The sequence below is a fragment of the Roseateles oligotrophus genome (assembly GCF_014204525.1).
In the GTDB taxonomy this organism is placed as follows: domain Bacteria; phylum Pseudomonadota; class Gammaproteobacteria; order Burkholderiales; family Burkholderiaceae_C; genus Paucibacter_A; species Paucibacter_A oligotrophus_A.
Map to the genome: position 1 here is coordinate 105,802 of NZ_JACHLP010000012.1, position 17,680 is coordinate 123,481.

A 17,680-nucleotide genomic window follows, 5' to 3' on the forward strand; every position below is an offset into this window, starting at 1 on the left:
TTTTGCAGTCTAGCCTGCGGCCGCCGTCTTGCAGTAGATGCGTGAGCCCAGGCTCAATTCCTGGTAGCGGTCGGCGATGCTTTGCAGCTCCAGCGTCTCCTGCGCGCCCAAGACCAGGAAGCCGCCGACGCGCAGGCTGCGGTCCAGCAGCTTGAAGCAATGGGACTTGGCCTCGCGGTCGTAGTAGATCAGCAGATTGCGGCAGAGGATCAGGTCCATCTCGCCGAAGTCCGCATCGCCGACGGCGTTGTGGTTGGCGAACACCATGCCTTGCTTCAGGCTGGGGTCCATCCAGGCCAGGCCTTGGTCGACGCGGTAATAGTCGCCGAAGGACAGCTTGCCGCCGCTGGCCTGGTAGTTGCGGGTGGCCAGACGCAGGCTCTCGACCGCGTACGCGCCCTGGCGGGCCCGCGCCAGCGCGGCCTCGTTGATGTCGGTGCCGTAGATGCGGCTGCGCGCCTCCAAGCCGGCCTCGCGCAGCAGGATGGCCATCGAGAACGCCTCCTCGCCGCTGGCGCAGCCGGCATGCCAGACCTTGATGGCCAGCGAGGTGGCCAGATGCGGCAAGACCTCGCCGCGCAGACGCAGAAACACGGCGGGGTCGCGGAACATCTCGGTCACACCCACGGTGACCTGTTGCAGCAGGCTCTGGACCAGGGCAGCGTCGCGCAGCAAGGGATGCAGCGCGGCGGAGAAGCTGGGCAGGCCTTGCAGGGCCAGCCAGCGCCGCAGGCGCCGTTGCAGCGAGGCCGTCGCGTAGGAGCGCAGATCCACCCGGTGCGCCCGGTACAGGCCCTGAACCAGCAGGTCCAGCTCGATCAGCTCCAGCTCGTTGAGGGCCTGCTGTTCGCCGGTTTGGCGGGGCTCAATCATCGTTCGCGCGCGCCGGGCTGGGGCCTAGCCAGACCTGCATCATGGACAGCAGCTGCTCCTTGTCCAGCGGCTTGGCGATGTAGTCGCTGGCGCCTGCGGCCAGGCAGGCCTCACGGTCGCCCGGCATGGTCTTGGCCGTCATGGCGATGATGGGCAGGCGGGCTTGCTCGGGGTGGGCACTGCCCGGGCCCAGGGCCCGGATGGCGCGCATGGCGGCGTAGCCGTCCATCTCCGGCATCATGATGTCCATCAGGATCAGCTCGATCTGCGGGTTGGCGCTCAGCAGGCTCAGGGCCTCGTGCCCGTTCTCGGCCTCGATCAGGCGCACGCCGTGGTAGCTCAGCAAGCTGCCGATGGCGAACACATTGCGCATATCGTCGTCCGCCAGCAGCACGGTGCGGCCTCGCAGGCTGCTGATTTCTGCGGCCAATGCCGTCGCTGCGGGGGCGGCTGGGGCGCTGCTGCCGGCGGCCTGGTCGGCCGGCGGAGGGCGCTGGGCCAGCAGGGCTTGCAGGTCCTGGCGGACGCGGGCCGGGCTGTGGTCACCCTTGACGATCAGGGCCTGGGCCAGATGGCGCAGGCTGCGCTCCTGGCTGGGCGTGGGCTGGCGGCCCGAGTGCACCAGCACCGGCAGGCTGGCGCTGCTGTGTTGCTGGCGGATCTGCTGCAGCAGGTCTTCGCCGCGCATATCGCCCAGGCCCAGGTCCAGCACCAGGGCGTCGTAGCGGGCTTGCTGCAAGCGGTCCAGCGCCTGCCGGCCCGAGCTGGCGATGTCGATCTGCATGCCGGGCCCGCTCAGCAGCTCGCTCAAGGCATAGGCCTCGGTCGGGTGGTCTTCCACGATCAGCAGGCGCGCGCCGGCCGCCGGGCTGGAGCTGGCCGGGGGCGGCGGATCTACCGCGGCGCCGGCCCTGGGTTCCAGCGGCAGCAGCAGGGTGAAGGTGCTGCCCTGGCCGATTTGGCTGAGCAGGTTCAGCTGCCCTTGCAAGCCCTGCGCAAGCTGGCGCGAGATCGACAGGCCCAGGCCGGTGCCGCCATAGCTGCGGCTGATGCTGCCGTCCGCCTGCTTGAAGGCCTCGAACACCAGGGCTTGCTTGTCGGCCGCGATGCCGATGCCGCTGTCGCTAACGGCCAGGGCCAGCGTGGCCTGGCCCAGCGGGCTGTCGGCGGCCGTCAGGGCCTGGAGCTTGAGTTCGACCTGGCCTTGCTGGGTGAACTTGATGGCATTGGAGAGCAGGTTCTTCAGCACCTGCTGGGTGCGGCGCAGGTCGAGCCGCAGCGGGCTGGGCAGGGCCGGTGCCAGGCTGAAGTCCAGGCGCAGGCCTTTTTGCTGGGCCAGGGGTGTGAACATCTGGCGCAGCGGTTCGATCAGCTCGTCCAGCGTGTGGGGCTCGAACAGGTATTCGACCTGGCCGGCCTCGATCTTGGAGAGGTCGAGGATGTCGTTGATCAGGCTCAGCAAGTCCTGGCCGGCGGCATGGATGGCGCCGGCGAACTTGCTCTGCTTCTCGCTCAGACATTGCTCGCGGTCGTCCTGCAGCAGGGCCGACAGCATCAGCATGCTGTTCAGCGGCGTGCGCAGCTCGTGCGACATATTGGCCAGGAATTCGGACTTGTAGCGGCTGACCTGTTCCAGCTCCTGCGCTCGCCGTTCCAGCTCACGGCTGCTGTCGCCCAGCTCGGCATTGCGCAGATCGAGTTCGCGCCGCTGCGACTCCAGGGCCTGAGCATGGGCTTGCAGCTCCTGGTTGTTCTGCTCCAGCTCCTCTTGCTGGCTTTGCAGCTCCTCGCTCTGCGCCTGTGTGGTGGCCAGCAGCTCGTGGGTGCGCTGGCGGGACAGGGCCGAGCCCAGGCCCAGGCCTATGCCCTCGCGGGCCAGTTCGCTGAACTCCAGCGCCATCTCGTCAAAGCCTTGGAAGGCGCCCAGCTCCAGCAGGCCGATCAGGCCACCGGCATCGAACAGGGGCAGCAGCAGCAAGGCGGCGGGCGCGGCCTCGCCGGTGCCCGAGCTGGCGCGCAGATAGCCCGCGGGCAGGGGGCTGATGTGCTGCAGCTCGGCATTCTGGGCCGCCCCGCCCACCAGGCCCTGGCCGAGCGGGAAGCGCCGGCTCTGGCCCGGCTCGTCCAGCAAGCCCTCGGCCGCCACCCGCTGCAAGTCCTGACTGCCGGCCTGGTAGAAGTACAGGGCGCCCACCACGGCTTGCAGCCTGTGCATCGCGTAGCGCAAGACTGCCTGCCCCAGCTCCTGCGGCGGCAGCTCGCGGCGGGTGATCAGGTTCAGCTCGGCCAGGCCGGTCTTGATCCAGTCGCTGCGTTCCTTGGCCAGATGGTTGTGCGTCAAGGCCCGTGCCATCGCGTTCAGCGCGTGCATCAGGCTGTGCTGGTCGGCCCGCGCGAGCGGTGCCTCCAGATGGTGTTCGCCCTGCGCGATGCGGTTGGCAAAGGCCACGGCGGCTTGCGGTTCACCGCCGAGTTGTCTCAGCATATTGCGCGTTACCCGCCAGCCGATCAGGCCGGCGAACAAGACCGTCAAGACGCCCAGGCCCAGGACCTGGCGGCGCACGCTCTCCATCTCGGCGGTGGAGGCCGCGGCGGCCTTGCGCATTTGCTCACGGGCCGGTTCTATGTATTTGTAGAGCCGGTCGAGATAGGCCAGCTGGGCCGGGCGCGCCGTCGTCAGCAACTGCGTTTTGGCCGCCTTGAACTGGCCGGTATCGATCAGCCGGGCGAAATCCTGTTCCAGCGGCAGGTAGATCTCGCGTGCGCTAATGATCTGCTCGAACAAGCGCCGTGAAGCCACATCGTTGCTGAGCCTCTTCAGCTCCGCCAGATGGTCTTTGCGCTCCTGGATCTCTTCACGCAGCCCGACCAGCTCCTTGCCGATCAGGGCCGGCTCGTCCAGGATCAAGGTGTTGCGGATGTGGCGGGCCGACTCCAGCAAGCTGGTGATCCATTGCTCGGCCACGATGACGCGCTCGGCCACCACATCGGTGATGTAGTCGTTCTTTTCGTTCTGCACATCGAGGTAGCGCAGGGCCACGCCGACCGAGCTGGCCATCAGCAAGAGCAGCAAGGCCAGCAGGCCGAAGAGCTGTGCCTTGAACGAGAGCTTGTCACTCGCCATACCGGGGTCTCCATGCAATTCACAGCCGCCGTGCGATGCGACGCGCCGTCCCGGCTCTACTCTAACGCTTCATGCCCTGGGGGCTGGGCCGCTCAGGCTTGTGCGAGCCGCGCCCGATGGGCGGAAATTGCCCCTGAAACACAGGGTGCCTGGGTAAAACCCTGGGGGTGCTGCCGCGCTGATTTGGACTAAGGTGGCTGCATGATCGAGCCCGCCTTTCCCGAACGCGCCCTGCAGGCCATGCCGCGCAGCCCGCTGCAGTTTTATTTCGATTTCTCCTCGCCTTACTCCTACATCGCCTCGGAGTGGGTCGCGGCCGTGGCCGCCCGCCATGGCCGGCCGGTGCAGTGGCATGCCATTTTGCTGGGGGTGACCTTCCAGGCGGCCGAGCTGAAGGCCCCGGTGGCCTATCCGCTCAAGCGCGACTATGTGCTGCGCGACTTTGCCCGCTCGGCCTACTTCGCCGGCCTGCCTTATCGGCAGCCCAGCGCCTTCCCCATCGCGACCCAGAATGCCGCGCGGGTGTTCTGGTGGCTGCATGCCCAGGATCCGGCGCGCGCCGTGGCCTGGGCCAAGGCCGGCTTGCGGGCCTACTTCACCCGCGACGTGGCGCTGAATGATGAGAGTCAGCTCAAGACCTTGGCGCAGGAGTGCGGCCTGGACCCGGATGCGGCGCAGGCCGCCTGGCATGAGCCGCAATGGAAGGAGCGGCTCAGGGCCGCCAACGAGGCCGCCATCGCCGCCGGCGTGTTTGGCGCGCCCTTCTTCATCATCGACGGCGAGTCCTTCTGGGGCAATGACCGCCAGGCGCAGATCGAGCGCTGGCTCAGCAGCGGGCCCTTCAAAGATCTGGTTTGACGGCGGGCTGGTCTTCGGCGCTCAGGGTCCGCAAGCAGGCCAGGCACAGGCAGCCGCTGTACTGCTGGCCCAGGCGTTGGCGCAAGTCCTCGCTGAGTTTCATGTCAAAGCAGTCGCAGCGCTGGTCCTGGGCGCCGCAATGAAAACCGCCGCCGCAGCGCGGGCAGCGCTCGTCAAGGCGGGGCGCCGGTGCCGGGCTCATGCGAACAAGTCCTGGTGCTGCTGGCGCAAGAGGTTTTTCTGCACCTTGCCCATGGTGTTGCGGGGCAGTTCCGCCACAACAAAGACCTGCTTGGGCACCTTGAAGTTGGCGATCTGGCGCTTCAGCGTGGCGACCATGGCCTCGCCGTCCAGGCTCGCGGCCGGCCGGGGCACGACGGCGGCGATCACCGCCTCACCAAAATCGGGGTGGGGCACGCCCACCACGGCCGACTCCAGCACGCCCTCCATCTCGTTGAGGTAACTTTCAATCTCGGCGGGGTAGACGTTGTAGCCGCCGCTGATGATCAGGTCTTTGGCGCGGCCCACGATCGTGAGATAGCCATTGCCGTCGACCCGGCCCACATCGCCGGTCTTGAACCAGCCATCGGCGCTGAACTCCTCGGCCGTCTTCTCCGGCATGCGCCAGTAGCCGCTGAAGATATTGGGGCCGCGCACCTCGATGCCGCCGATCTCGTCCACGCCACAGGGCTGGCCGCCCTCGCGGCTGACGCGCAGGCCCACGCCGGGCAAGGCCGGGCCCACCGTGCCTTTGATGCGTTCGCCGTCCAGGCCGCGGCAGGGGTTGGACGTCAGCATCAAGGTCTCGCTCATGCCATAGCGTTCCAGGATGCGGTGGCCGCTGCGGGCCTGCCATTCCTCAAAGGTGTCGACCAGCAAGGGGGCCGAGCCGCTGATGAAGAGCCGCATGCCGGCGCAGGCCTGCGGCGTCAGCGCCCCCTCGGCCAGCATGCGCACATAGAGTGTGGGCACGCCCATGAAGACCGTGGCCTCGGCGAATTTCTGGATCACGGCGCGGGGTTCGAATTTGGCGAACCAGATCATCTTGCTGCCGTTCAGCAGCGCGCCATGCGAGGCGATGAAGAGGCCGTGCACATGGAAGATGGGCAGGGCGTGGATCAGCACATCGCCGGGCCGCCAGTCCCACAAATCCTTCAGTGTCAGGGCATTGCTGAGCAGATTGCCGTGGCTGAGCATGGCGCCCTTGCTGCGGCCGGTGGTGCCGCTGGTGTAGAGGATGGCGGCCAGCTCGTCCGCCTCCTTGGGCGCGATCTCGTGCTGATCGCTCTGCGAAGCGGCGCGGTCCAGCAGCGTGCCCGTGCGGTCCTCGTTGAGGCTGAACACATACGCGGTGCCGGCCATAAAGGCCAGCTTGGAGGCCCAGCCAAAATTCTTGCCCGCACAGACCAGCACGGCCGGCTCGGCGTTCTGGAGAAAATAGCCCAGCTCGGCCGCCTGGTAGGCGTTGTTGAGCGGCAGATAGACATAACCCGCGCGCAGCACGGCCAGGTAAAGCATCAGGGCTTCGACGCTTTTTTCGGTGTAGGCGGCGATGCGGCTGCCGGCGGGCAGGTCCAGGGACAGCAGCAGATTGGCCAGCATGGCCGTGCCGCGTTCCAGATCGCGCCAGCTATAGCGCAGGGCCTGGCCGTCGGGGCCGAGTTGGTCGGCGCATTCAATCGCCACGGCATCCAGGTCGGCAGGGAAAGCGGCGCGCAGGGCGCTGAAGAGATTGGCATTGCTCATGCCCGCATTGTCGCCAATGCGCAGGGCCTGTTCGCTCCCTGTTTCGGGGGGCTGTGGCTGCTACATTGCAGCTTCCATTCCCAGGAGCCGACCCGTGCCCGCCAACCAATTGCCGCTTGGACTCGATGCCGCTTTGAGCATGGCCGCGCAGTCCTTGTTCCAGGTGCTGGAGACCTCGGTGCAGGGCATGATGGTGCTGGACCGCGAGCACCGCATCGTCTGGATCAGCGAGGGCTATAAGCGCTTTTTGCCGGCCCTGGGTTTTGGCGACGAGCGCGAGTTCGTCGGCCGCCGGGTCGAGGAGGTCGTGCCCAATACCTTGATGGCCCAGGTGATAGAGACGGGCCAGCCGATTTTGGTCGATCTGCTGACCAATAAGGCCGGCAGCTTTCTGGTCAGCCGCCTGCCGCTGCGCAACGAGGCGGGCGAGGTGATAGGCGCTTTGGGCATGGTCTTGCTGGACCATCCCGAGACGACCTTGCGGCCGCTGATGCAGAAATTTGCCGAGTTGCAGCAGGAGCTGATCGAGACCCGCCGCCAGCTCGCCGCCGAGCAGGCCCGCAGCCGCCGGCCCAAGCACACGATTGCCAGCTTCATCGGCTCCAGCCCGGCGGCGCTGGAGCTCAAGCGCCAGGCGCGCCGCGCGGCGCTGAGCGATTCCACCGTGCTGCTGCTGGGCGAGACCGGCACCGGCAAGGAGTTGCTGGCCCATGCCATCCATGCGGCTTCAGCGCGCGCCGCCAAGCCCCTGGTCAGCGTCAATATCGCCGCCGTACCCGACACCTTGCTGGAGGCCGAATTCTTCGGCGTGGCGCCGGGTGCCTACACCGGGGCGGAGCGCAAGGGCCGCGCGGGCAAGTTCAGCATCGCCGACGGCGGCACGCTCTTCCTCGACGAAATCGGCGATATGCCGCTGGCCCTGCAGTCCAAGCTGCTGCGCGTGCTGCAGGAGCAGGAGTTCGAGCCCCTGGGGAGCAACCAGGTGCTGGCCGTGGACCTGCGGGTGGTGGCGGCCACCAGCCGTGATCTGGCGGCCATGGTGGCGCGCGGCGAGTTCCGTGCCGACCTTTACTACCGCCTCAACGTCCTGCCCCTGCGTGTGCCGCCGCTGCGCGAGCGCATGGCCGATCTGGAGGCCCTGGTCGAGACCTTGCTGGAGGACATCGCGCGCCGCTCCGGCATGCCGCACAAACCCTTGAGCACCGAGGCGCTGGAATGGCTGGCCGCCCAGGGCTGGCCCGGCAATATCCGCGAGCTGCGCAATGTGCTGGAGCAGGCCAGCCTGATGAGTGAGGAGGCGGTGCTGACGCCGGCCTGCTTCGAGGCCTGCAGCAGCTTTGCGGCCCGCGCCCGCGCACTCGCCGCGCCGCCCCGGCCGGCGCCCGTTCCGGCCCCGCAGGCGCCAGCTCCCGCCGGCCTGCGCCCCCTGCCCGAGGTGATAGAGCGGGTCGAGCGCGATGCCATCGCCCAGGCCCTGAGTCTGACCGCCGGCAACCGCATGGCGGCCGCCCGCCTGCTGCAGATTTCGCGCGCCAGCCTGTACGAGCGCCTGGCGCGTTGGCCGGATCTGGGCTGAATTTCGCCAACTCATCAAGTAACTGCTTAGTCGGCGGCTTGTCATAGTCGGGAGACCCAAGCAGCAGAGCCATCCGATCCCGGCGGCCTGCGCCAGGGCGGAGACTCGGATGAAAAAAATGATGCTGGCCACGCGTTTGCGGCTGACGGTGCTGGTCTGTGTGTTGCTGTTCGTAGCCCTGGTCATGGGGCTGGCGCAGCGCTCGGCCGCCAGTTTGATGGAGGTCAAGATGCTGACCACGGTGGAGCAGGTCAAGCGGGCCGAGAAGATCGCGGACGAGTACCTGGCCAAGGCCAAGTCCGGCGCCATGCCGGAGGCCGAGGCCAAGGCCGCCGCCGCGGCCGAGATCGGCAAGCTGCGCTACTCCGGCAACGAGTACATCTGGATCAACGATATGCAGCCTCGCATGGTCATGCACCCCATCAAGCCCGAGCTGAACGGCAAGGACCTGGGCGGCAACAAGGACCAGGCCGGCAAATTCCTGTTCGTGGAATTCGTGAACGTGGTCAAGGCTGCCGGCGAGGGCTATGTCGACTACCTCTGGCCCCGCCCCGGTGCCACCGAGCCCGTGCCCAAGCGTTCCTATGTCAAGGGTTTTGCCGCTTGGTCCTGGGTGCTGGGCTCGGGAATCTATACCGATGATGTCGAGAGCATCGCTCACAAGGACGCCCGCCTGGCCCTGATCCTGGTGCTGCTGGGCGGTGGCCTGGCGATGTTGGCCGTCGAGCTGGTGCTGCGCAGCCTGCGCCAGCGTCTGGCCAGCATGAAGACCTTGATGCAGGCCGTGGCCGAAGGCGATCTGCGCGCCAAGGTCGAGATCGGCCAGCAAGACGAGGTGGGCCAGGTGATGACCCAGGTGGCCGCCATGCAGGAGCGGCTGACCGAGCTGGTGCTGGCCATACGCAGCGCCACCGAGTCCATCGGCCATGCCTCCAGCGAGGTGGCCGTGGGCAGCCAGGACCTGTCCATGCGCACCGAGCAGGCGGCGGCCAATCTGCAGCAGACGGCGGCCTCGCTGCAAGACCTGACCCAGCAGGTCAAGCTGAGCGCCGAGGCGGCCGTGCAAACCCATCAGCTGGCCGGCAGCGCCGCCGACCGAGCCCGCGATGGCGCGGTGGTGATGGACGAGGTGGTCAGCACCATGGAGGGCATCTCCAGTGCCAGCCGCAAGATCTCCGACATCATCGCCGTCATCGACGGTGTGGCCTTCCAGACCAATATCCTGGCCCTGAACGCGGCCGTGGAGGCGGCCCGGGCGGGTGAGCAGGGCCGTGGTTTTGCCGTGGTGGCGGCCGAGGTGCGCAGCCTGGCCCAGCGCTCGGCCCAGGCGGCCCGGGAGATCAAGAGTCTGATCATGGATTCGGTCGAGCGTGTCAACGCCGGCACGGCCCAGGTCAACCGTGCGGGCAGTTCCATGGGCGAGATCCTGGGTGCGGTGCAGCGGGTCAGCAGCACGGTGGGCGAGATCAGCCAAGCCAGCAGCGGCCAGTCCGACGGCATCCACCAGATCAACCATGCCCTGACCCAGCTGGACGGCATGACCCAGCAGAACGCCGCCTTGGTCGAACAGACGGCCGCTGCGGCGGAGTCGCTGAAGCAGCAGGCGCAGGGGCTGAACGATACGGTGGCGGTGTTCAAGACCAGGCGTTGAGCTTTGGGGTTATTGCTGTAGGGCTGCTAAGCGGCGCGTAGCGCCGGTGACTGGTTTCTTGTTGGAAGGCCCAGCGGGGAATTCGCCCCCGCAGGCGCCCTACTTTTTTGCTTCGCCAAAAAAGTAGGCAAAAAAGGCGACCCGAATGCCTGGCCCCTGCGGGGTCCGCTGCGGCACTTGGCTTTGGCGGGCCGCGCCCAACTCACTGCGCTACGCTCCGTTCAAACAAGGGGCGCGAGTCAGTTCACGAAGTCGCTTCGCGACGCCCGCCAAAGCCAAGCACCGCAGCCCAGGCAACACGGGACATGCGAAAACCACACGGCTCGCTGCGCGTCGCCTCGATTGCGCCGCAGCTATCGCTGCAGGCGCTTGGGCGAACTTCCGGCTGGGCCTTGGCAAAGGGTGATGCAGCAGGTAAAGCCACCATTGCTCTGTACCAAGAACCGTCCAAATTTCGGACGCCGTCTTGAATCTGGACGACCCCCTGCCGCTAACCGTCCACTTTTCATGCAAGCCCCGGGCGAGCAAGACCTTGCCTGGGCGCTAACTTCCTCCCACCATGGGGCCGCCCTCGGTGTTTACACCGGGGCCGGCGTTTCGGGCACAGGGTTTGCAAAAGTTCTCCGGTCAGAGACGAAAAAAACGCTGGAGACTTTGTATGAGCCAAGGCAATACCCGCCGCCGTGTGATCCTGCTGTGCAGCCTGGGCCTGATGGCGCTGCCCGCGCTGGCCCAGGGCAGCAAGGCCGAGATCCGCATCGCCCATGTCTACTCCAAGACCGGCCCGCTGGAGGCCTACGGCAAGCAGACCCAGACCGGCTTCATGATGGGCCTGGACTACGCCACCGGCGGCACCTTCACGGTGGCAGGCAAGAAAATCGTCGTGATCGAAAAAGACGACCAGGGCAAGCCCGATGTGGGCAAGAGCCTGCTGGCCACCGCCTACGGCGATGACAAGGCCGACCTGGCCGTCGGGCCGTCTTCCTCCGGCGTCGCCCTGGCCCTGCTGCCGGTGGCCGAGGAGTACAAAAAGATCTTGCTGGTGGAGCCCGCCGTGGCCGACTCCATCACCGGCGATAAATGGAATAAATACATCTTCCGCAGCGGCCGCAACTCCAGCCAGGACGCCATCGCCAATGCCGTGGCCCTGGACAAGGCCGGCACCAGCATCGCCACGCTGGCGCAGGACTACGCCTTCGGCCGCGACGGCGTCAAAGCCTTCAAGGACGCGATCAAAAAGGCCAAGCTCGTGCACGAGGAGTATCTGCCCACGACCACCACCGACTTCACCGCCGGTGCCCAGCGCCTGATCGACAAGCTCAAGGATCAGCCCGGCCGCAAGATCATCTTTGTGATCTGGGCCGGCGCGGGCAACCCCTTCAAGATCGCCGACCTGGACCTGAAACGCTACGGCATCGAGATCGCCACCGGCGGCAATATCCTGCCGGCCATGACGGCCTACAAGCAGTTCCCGGGCATGGAGGGAGCCAGTTACTACTACTTCGGCATGCCCAAGAACCCGGTCAATGAATGGCTGGTGGCCAACCACTACAAGCAGCACAAGACGCCGCCCGATTTCTTCACGGCCGGCGGCATGAGCGCGGCCATCGCGGTGGTCGAGGCCTTGAAGAAGACGGCCGGCGACACCGGCACGAACAAGCTGATCAAGGCGATGGAGGGCATGAGCTTCGAGACGCCCAAGGGCAAGATGACTTTCCGCCCCGAAGACCATCAGGCCATGCAGAGCATGTATCACTTCAGGATCAAGGTGGACCCGGCGTTTGCCTGGGGGGTGCCGGAGCTGGTGCGGGAGATCAAGCCCGAGGAAATGGCCGTGCCCATCCGCAACAAGCGCTGAGCCAGGCCGTGCTGGAAACCAGAAACCTAAGCATCAAATTCGGCGGCCATACGGCGGTGGACGCGGTGTCTTGCACCTTCGAGCCCGGCACGCTGACCGCCATCGTCGGCCCCAACGGCGCGGGCAAGACGACTTACTTCAATCTGATCTCCGGCCAGCTGCGCGCCACGGCCGGCCAGGTCTTGCTGAATGGCCAGGACCTGAGCGCCTTGTCCGCGCCGCTGCGTACCCGTCAAGGCCTGGGTCGGGCCTTTCAGCTGACCCAGCTCTTTGCCAATCTGTCGGTGCTGGAGAACGTCCGCCTGGCCGTGCAGGCGCGGGCCGGCAAGGGCTTGCGCATGCTCTCGGTCTGGCTGCAGCATCGCGAGTTGACGGACGAGGCCATGAACATCGTCGAGCGCGTCCATCTGCAGGCGCGTGCACACAGCCCCGCCGCCAGCCTGCCGCATGGCGATCAGCGCAAGCTGGAGGTGGCCATGCTGATGGCGCTGCAACCCCGGGTCTATATGTTTGACGAACCCACGGCCGGCATGAGCGTGGACGAGGTGCCGGTGATCCTGGACCTGATACGCGAGCTCAAGGCCAGCCGCCAGCATCTGATCCTGCTGGTCGAGCACAAGATGGACATCGTGCGCGAGCTGGCCGACCGCATCATCGTCCTGCACATGGGGCAGTTGGTGGCCGACGGCGAGCCCGCTGCGGTGATCGCCTCGCCCGTGGTGCAGCAAGCCTATCTGGGCCTGGGGCTGGATGAAGAGGAGGCTTTGCAGCCATGCTGAGCCTGCGCGGCGTCCACACCCATATCGGGGCTTATCACATCCTGCACGGCGTGGACATGGAGGTACCGGCCGGCCAACTGACCATGTTGCTGGGCCGCAATGGCGCGGGCAAGACCACGACCTTGCGGACCATCATGGGGCTTTGGCAGGCCAGCCGGGGTCAGGTCTTGCTGGACGGCCGGCAGATCGCCGGGCCCGGCTGCGCGGCACTGAGCACGCCCGAGATCGCCCAGCAGGAGGTGGCCTATGTGCCCGAAAGCATGGGCATCTTCAGCGAGCTCAGTGTGGCCGAGAACCTTTTGCTGGCGGCCCGCCGCGCGCGCAGCTTGAAGGAGCTGGACACGCCGCGCCTGGAGTGGTTGTTCGGCCTCTTTCCGGCGCTGAAGAAGTTCTGGCTCTACCCGGCCGGCAAGCTCAGCGGCGGGCAAAAGCAGATGCTGGCGATTGCCCGCGCCATGCTGGAGCCGCGCCGCCTGCTGCTGATCGACGAGCCCAGCAAGGGCCTGGCGCCTGCCATGGTGCGCAATCTGGTGGCGGCGCTGCAGGAGCTGAAGTCCACCCAGACCACCATCTTGCTGGTGGAGCAGAACTTTGCGGTGGCCAAGGCCTTGGGCGACCGGGTGGCGGTGATGGACGACGGCCGCGTCGTCCACGCCGGCGCCATGGCCGAACTGGTGGCCGATGAGCGCTTGCAGCAGCGCCTGCTGGGTTTAAACCTAGATTCGGCAGTTGACCGCTCGCTCTGACCTGGAAACATCGATGTTTACTGTGTTCTCGCCTGTTAACAGCGATCACCCTCTGGGTGACAGCGCTACACGCCCGCCTGGCTCGCCAAACGGTGCGCTGGCTGCGTTGCTTCTCCTTGTGGGCATCAGCCCACCGCGTCGGCGCGCCTTGCCAGCACACCGCCTGGCGAGCCCTTCGGGCGCGTCCAACTGCCGAATCTAGGTTCAAGCCTGGGAGCGCATCAGTGATCAGCAAAACCATAACCAGCAAGGCCGACGCCATCCCCCAGGCCCGCTTCGACCTCATTCCCCTGCTCTTGATCGCCGGCCTGGCCTTGCTGGCCTTGCCCCTGATCGGCAGCCCCAGCACCTGGGCCACGCTGACGGTGGCGGGCCTGGCCATGGGCCTGATCATCTTCATCATCGCCTCCGGCCTGACCCTGGTCTTCGGCCTGATGGATGTCTTGAACTTCGGCCACGGCGTCTTCATCGCCCTGGGCGCCTTCATGGCCACGACGGTGCTGGGCGCGATGAGTGGCTACACGGCCAGCGCGAGCCTGCTCAGCAATCTGCTCGCGGTGGCCGTGGCCTGCCTGGTCGGCATGGGCGTGGCGGCGGCCGTGGGCCTGTTGTTCGAGCGGGTGCTGGTACGGCCGGTCTACGGCATGCATCTGAAGCAGATCCTGATCACCATGGGCGGCATGATCATCGGCGAGGAGTTGATCAAGCTGGTCTGGGGCGCGCAGATGATCCCGTTGCCCCTGCCCGAGGCCTTGCGCGGCGCCCTGTTGTTCGGGGACGTGGCGGTGGAGCGCTTCCGCATCCTGGCCTGCCTGGCGGGGCTGGCGGTGTTCGCCCTGCTGCTTTGGCTCCTGAACCGGACCAAGCTGGGCCTGCTGATACGCGCCGGCGTGCAGGACCGCGAGATGGTGGAAAGCCTGGGCTACCGCATCCGCCGGCTCTTCGTCGGCGTCTTCGTCGGCGGTTCGGCCCTGGCCGGTCTGGGCGGGGTGATGTGGGGCATGTACCAGCAAAGCGTGACGCCGCAGATCGGCGCACAGGTCAACACGCTGATCTTCATCGTCATCATCATCGGCGGCCTGGGCTCCACGCTGGGCTGTTTTGTCGGCGCCCTGGCCGTGGGCCTGCTGGCCAATTACTGCGGCTTTCTGGCGCCGAAGCTGGCGCTGTTCAGCAATATCGCCCTGATGGTGGCCGTGCTGCTGTGGCGGCCGCAAGGCCTGTATCCGGTCACGAATCGTTGATGGAGGCCTGCCGCCATGCTCATCAAGTCCCTGCTGTCCCATGACCTGCCGCGCAGCCGCCTGCTGGCGGCCCTGCTCATCCTCATCGTGATCGGCCTGGCGCTGACGCCCTTCATCTTCCCCAGCACCCGCGCCCTCAATGTGGCGGCCAAGATGCTGATCTTCATCGTGCTGGTGGCCAGCTATGACTTGCTGCTGGGCTATACCGGCATCGTCAGTTTTGCCCACACCATGTTCTTCGGCATCGGGGCTTATGGCATCGCGATTGCCAGTACGCGCATGGAGCCGGGCTGGGCGGCGGTCGGTGTGGGCCTGGGCGCGGCCCTCGTCGTTTCCTTGCTGCTGTCCCTGGCCATCGGCTTGTTCAGCCTGCGGGTCAAGGCCATCTTCTACGCCATGATCACGCTGGCCGTGGCCTCGGCCTTTCTGACCCTGGCCTCCCAGCTGTCTGAATTCACCGGCGGCGAGGACGGCCTGAGCTTCAAGCTGCCCGCGGCCTTGCAGCCCAGCACCGAGTATCTGGAGCAGCCTTTTCTCGGCGTCATGTTCGACGGCCGCTTGCTCAGCTACTACCTGCTGTTCGCCGCCACCGTGGTCCTGGTGCTGCTGCTGCTGCGCATCGTCAACTCGCCCTTCGGCCGTGTGCTGCAGGCCATACGCGAGAACGACTTCCGCGCCGAGGCCATAGGCTATCGCTGCGTGGTCTACCGCAGCCTCTCGAATGTGCTGGCCGCCCTGTTCGCCACCCTGGCCGGCGCCCTGCTGGCACTCTGGCTGCGCTACAACGGGCCGGACACCTCACTGTCCCTGGAGATCATGCTGGACCTGCTGCTGATCCTGGTGATTGGCGGCATGGGCACGATTTACGGCGCCGTGGTCGGCAGCGTGCTGTTCGTGCTGGCGCAGAGCTATCTGCAGGACCTGATGAAGCTGGGCGCGGCCGCGCTGGACGGCGTGCCCCTGCTCTCGCAATTGATCGCCCCGGAGCGCTGGCTGCTATGGCTGGGCCTGCTCTTTGTGCTGGCCGTCTATCACTTCCCCAGTGGCATTGTCGGGCGCTTGCGCGCCGGCTTGGCCACATCTCCCTCAAAGCACGAATAGGAGTTCTGAAGAATGAAGACCCTGACTTTGAAACTGAGTTTGCTGGCGACCGCACTTGGGCTCGGCGCCTGCGGCGGCGAGGACGTCAAAGAGCCCTTGGCGATCAACACCAAGCCCGATTTCGTCGTCGGTCTCAAGACCACCAGCTACGACGGCCTGAGCGACGACTTGCTGAGCGCCGGCCTGGGCAAGAGCGGCCTGGCCAGCGCCAGCTTCCCCGCTTACGCCGATGCGCTCAAGCCCACGGCGGCCGAGCTGCGCCGCGCCGCCATCTACAACAACTATCGTGCCATCGTCGACGTGGCGGCCAACGGCGGTTACGGCACGCTTTACGGCCCCAATGTGGCGGCCGACGGCACGGTGGGCACGGGCGAGGGCAAGATCGCCGGCACCGAATACCTGGCCTTCAGCGACGACGGCACGGGCACGCGCAATGTCAGCCTGATGGTGCAGGTGCCCGCCAACTTCAACCCTTCCGAGCCCTGCATCATCACCGCCACCTCCTCGGGCTCGCGCAGCATTTACGGCGCCATTTCCACCGGTGAATGGGGCCTGAAAAAAGGCTGTGCCGTGGCCTATACCGACAAGGGCACGCATGCCGCCGGCCATGATCTGGCCAGCGACACCGTGCCCCTGCTGGACGGCACGCGCAGCACGGCCGCGGCAGCGGGCACCGGCGCTGGTTTCAAGGCGCCGCTGACGGCGGCCGAGCTGTCCAGCTTCAACGCCAGCACGCCCAACCGCCTCGCCTTCAAGCATGCACACTCGCAGCGCAACCCCGAGAAGGACTGGGGCCTCTACACCTTGCAGGCGGTGCAGCTGGCGTTTTATGTGCTGAACGAGCGCTATGGCCAGGACGTGGGCGACGGCCGCAAATGGATCACCCTCAAGCCCGAGAACACCTTGGTGATCGCCTCCAGCCTGTCCAATGGCGGCGGCGCCGCGGTGGCGGCGCTGGAGCAGGACAGCAAGGGCTTGATCGACGGCCTGGCCGTGTCCGAGCCGGCCGTGGCCCTGCCGGCCAATCTGAGCGTGTCGCTGCAGCGCGGCAGCAGCACGCCCAAGTCTTTTGGCAAGCCGCTGTACGACTACATCACCCAGGCCAATCTGCTGCAGAACTGCGCCTCCCTGGCCACGGCCGCGGCGGACTCGCCCGGCGCCGTGGCCTTTTACGCCAGCTACAAGGCCAAGCGCTGCCAGAGCCTGGCCGACAAGGGCCTGATCAGCGGCGCCACCACGCTGGAGCAGGCCAATGATGCCTTGCAAAAACTGCGCGACAGCGGCTGGGAGGCCGAGTCCGATCTGCTGCACGCCTCGCATGGCGATTACGAGGTGCCGGCGGCCGTGGCCGTTACCTATGCCAATGCCTATGCGCGCGCCAGCGTGAAGGACAAGCTCTGCGGCTATGGCTTCGCGGCCACGACGGCTCTCGGCGTGCCCACCGTCGTTTCACCCGCGGCCCTGGCCGATATGTTTGCCAAGGGCAATGGCGTGCCGCCCTCGGCCGGCGTCAACCTGATCAATGAGCTGAGCGTGGGCACGCCTGTGCGCAATGTGTTCTCGGTCTCGCCCAGCAGCGGGGCCACCGACATCAATGCCGATGGCGCTGACTGCCTGCGCAAGCTGCTGACCGGCAGCGACGCCAGCGCCCGGGCCGTGCAGGCCGGCATCGACGAGACCCGCCGCAACGGCAATCTGCGCGGCCGCCCGGCCCTCATCGTGCATGGCCGCAACGACGCCTTGCTGCCGGTCAACCACACCTCGCGGCCCTATACCGCGCTCAACAAGCAGGTGGAGGGGACGGCCAGCCAGCTCAGCTATATCGAGGTGACCAATGCCCAGCATTTCGACACCTTCATCGACAACCCCTATCTGCCCGGCTATGACACGCGCTTCATCCCTCTGCATGTCTATCTGAACCGGGCGCTGGACGCCGTTTACGACAAGCTGCGCAGCGGCAAGGCCTTGCCGCCCAGCCAGGTCGTGCGCACCCAGCCGCGCGGCGGTGTGGCCGGTGCGGCCCCCGCCATCACGGCGGCCCATGTGCCGCCGATTGCGGCCACGCCGGCCAGCGGCGACCTGATCACCATGAGTGGATCGACACTGCGCATCCCGGACTGAACC

At 66.6% G+C, this 17,680-nt stretch carries 13 protein-coding genes; 9 read left to right on the top strand and 4 right to left on the bottom strand.

The features are described from left to right. Positions 1-9 precede the first annotated feature (9 nt). Both HNP55_RS22265 and HNP55_RS22270 read right to left on the bottom strand, forming a co-directional pair. A complete protein-coding gene (locus HNP55_RS22265) occupies positions 10-873 on the bottom strand; it encodes a CheR family methyltransferase (RefSeq protein WP_184304333.1) in 864 nt (287 codons plus the stop codon). Then, entirely contained in the window at positions 866-3,997 is a 3,132-nt protein-coding gene (locus tag HNP55_RS22270) for a response regulator (protein ID WP_184304335.1), read from the bottom strand. The genes HNP55_RS22265 and HNP55_RS22270 overlap by 8 nt, the downstream gene beginning before the upstream one ends. 201 nt (positions 3,998-4,198) lie before the next feature. Here HNP55_RS22270 and HNP55_RS22275 point away from each other — a divergent pair, with 201 nt between their 5' ends. After that, a complete protein-coding gene (locus HNP55_RS22275; RefSeq protein ID WP_246448595.1) occupies positions 4,199-4,855 on the top strand; it encodes a 2-hydroxychromene-2-carboxylate isomerase in 657 nt (218 codons plus the stop codon). Here HNP55_RS22275 and HNP55_RS22280 read toward each other — a convergent pair. Next, positions 4,839-5,057 (bottom strand): cysteine-rich CWC family protein, encoded by a 219-nt coding sequence (locus HNP55_RS22280; RefSeq protein WP_184304337.1) that lies wholly within the window; start codon positions 5,055-5,057, stop codon positions 4,839-4,841. The two genes, HNP55_RS22275 and HNP55_RS22280, sit on opposite strands and share 17 nt — an antisense overlap. Beyond that, complete coding sequence (locus HNP55_RS22285; RefSeq protein ID WP_184304338.1) at positions 5,054-6,601, bottom strand: malonate--CoA ligase; 1,548 nt, start codon at positions 6,599-6,601, stop codon at positions 5,054-5,056. The genes HNP55_RS22280 and HNP55_RS22285 overlap by 4 nt, the downstream gene beginning before the upstream one ends. 139 nt (positions 6,602-6,740) lie before the next feature. Here HNP55_RS22285 and HNP55_RS22290 point away from each other — a divergent pair, with 139 nt between their 5' ends. The 8 genes from HNP55_RS22290 (at position 6,741) to HNP55_RS22325 (ending at position 17,677) form a co-directional block, all read left to right on the top strand. Further along, positions 6,741-8,177, top strand: a complete 1,437-nt coding sequence (locus HNP55_RS22290; protein ID WP_221439744.1) for a sigma-54 interaction domain-containing protein — start codon at positions 6,741-6,743, stop codon at positions 8,175-8,177. Positions 8,178-8,286: 109 nt separating this feature from the next. Continuing rightward, entirely contained in the window at positions 8,287-9,828 is a 1,542-nt protein-coding gene (locus HNP55_RS22295; RefSeq protein ID WP_184304342.1) for a methyl-accepting chemotaxis protein, read from the top strand. A 658-nt stretch (positions 9,829-10,486) separates the two neighbouring features. Further along, a complete protein-coding gene (locus HNP55_RS22300; protein ID WP_184304344.1) occupies positions 10,487-11,686 on the top strand; it encodes a substrate-binding domain-containing protein in 1,200 nt (399 codons plus the stop codon). An 8-nt stretch (positions 11,687-11,694) separates the two neighbouring features. Then, positions 11,695-12,465: an ATP-binding cassette domain-containing protein gene (locus HNP55_RS22305; protein WP_184304346.1), complete on the top strand. Its 771-nt coding sequence runs from the start codon at positions 11,695-11,697 to the stop codon at positions 12,463-12,465. Continuing rightward, entirely contained in the window at positions 12,459-13,211 is a 753-nt protein-coding gene (locus HNP55_RS22310; protein ID WP_184304348.1) for an ABC transporter ATP-binding protein, read from the top strand. Before HNP55_RS22305 ends, HNP55_RS22310 begins: the two co-directional genes overlap by 7 nt. Positions 13,212-13,435: 224 nt before the next feature. Continuing rightward, positions 13,436-14,455, top strand: coding sequence for a branched-chain amino acid ABC transporter permease (locus HNP55_RS22315; RefSeq protein ID WP_409993767.1), 1,020 nt, complete (start codon positions 13,436-13,438; stop codon positions 14,453-14,455). Between the two features lie 15 nt (positions 14,456-14,470). Continuing rightward, the gene (locus tag HNP55_RS22320; protein WP_184304349.1) at positions 14,471-15,556 is read left to right on the top strand and encodes a branched-chain amino acid ABC transporter permease; all 1,086 of its coding nucleotides are present in this window, start codon (positions 14,471-14,473) and stop codon (positions 15,554-15,556) included. Between the two features lie 12 nt (positions 15,557-15,568). Then, positions 15,569-17,677, top strand: a complete 2,109-nt coding sequence (locus HNP55_RS22325) for a D-(-)-3-hydroxybutyrate oligomer hydrolase (protein ID WP_184304351.1) — start codon at positions 15,569-15,571, stop codon at positions 17,675-17,677. The last annotated feature ends 3 nt before the right edge of the window (positions 17,678-17,680 follow it).

What these genes read in the sequence shown, in the direction of transcription:
- HNP55_RS22265 (WP_184304333.1), bottom strand. Translation starts at nt 873, where the DNA reads ATGATTGAGCCCCGCCAAACCGGCGAACAGCAGGCCCTCAACGAGCTG.
- HNP55_RS22270 (WP_184304335.1), bottom strand. Translation starts at nt 3,997, where the DNA reads ATGGCGAGTGACAAGCTCTCGTTCAAGGCACAGCTCTTCGGCCTGCTG.
- HNP55_RS22275 (WP_246448595.1), top strand. Translation starts at nt 4,199, where the DNA reads ATGATCGAGCCCGCCTTTCCCGAACGCGCCCTGCAGGCCATGCCGCGC.
- HNP55_RS22280 (WP_184304337.1), bottom strand. Translation starts at nt 5,057, where the DNA reads ATGAGCCCGGCACCGGCGCCCCGCCTTGACGAGCGCTGCCCGCGCTGC.
- HNP55_RS22285 (WP_184304338.1), bottom strand. Translation starts at nt 6,601, where the DNA reads ATGAGCAATGCCAATCTCTTCAGCGCCCTGCGCGCCGCTTTCCCTGCC.
- HNP55_RS22290 (WP_221439744.1), top strand. Translation starts at nt 6,741, where the DNA reads ATGGCCGCGCAGTCCTTGTTCCAGGTGCTGGAGACCTCGGTGCAGGGC.
- HNP55_RS22295 (WP_184304342.1), top strand. Translation starts at nt 8,287, where the DNA reads ATGAAAAAAATGATGCTGGCCACGCGTTTGCGGCTGACGGTGCTGGTC.
- HNP55_RS22300 (WP_184304344.1), top strand. Translation starts at nt 10,487, where the DNA reads ATGAGCCAAGGCAATACCCGCCGCCGTGTGATCCTGCTGTGCAGCCTG.
- HNP55_RS22310 (WP_184304348.1), top strand. Translation starts at nt 12,459, where the DNA reads ATGCTGAGCCTGCGCGGCGTCCACACCCATATCGGGGCTTATCACATC.
- HNP55_RS22320 (WP_184304349.1), top strand. Translation starts at nt 14,471, where the DNA reads ATGCTCATCAAGTCCCTGCTGTCCCATGACCTGCCGCGCAGCCGCCTG.
- HNP55_RS22325 (WP_184304351.1), top strand. Translation starts at nt 15,569, where the DNA reads ATGAAGACCCTGACTTTGAAACTGAGTTTGCTGGCGACCGCACTTGGG.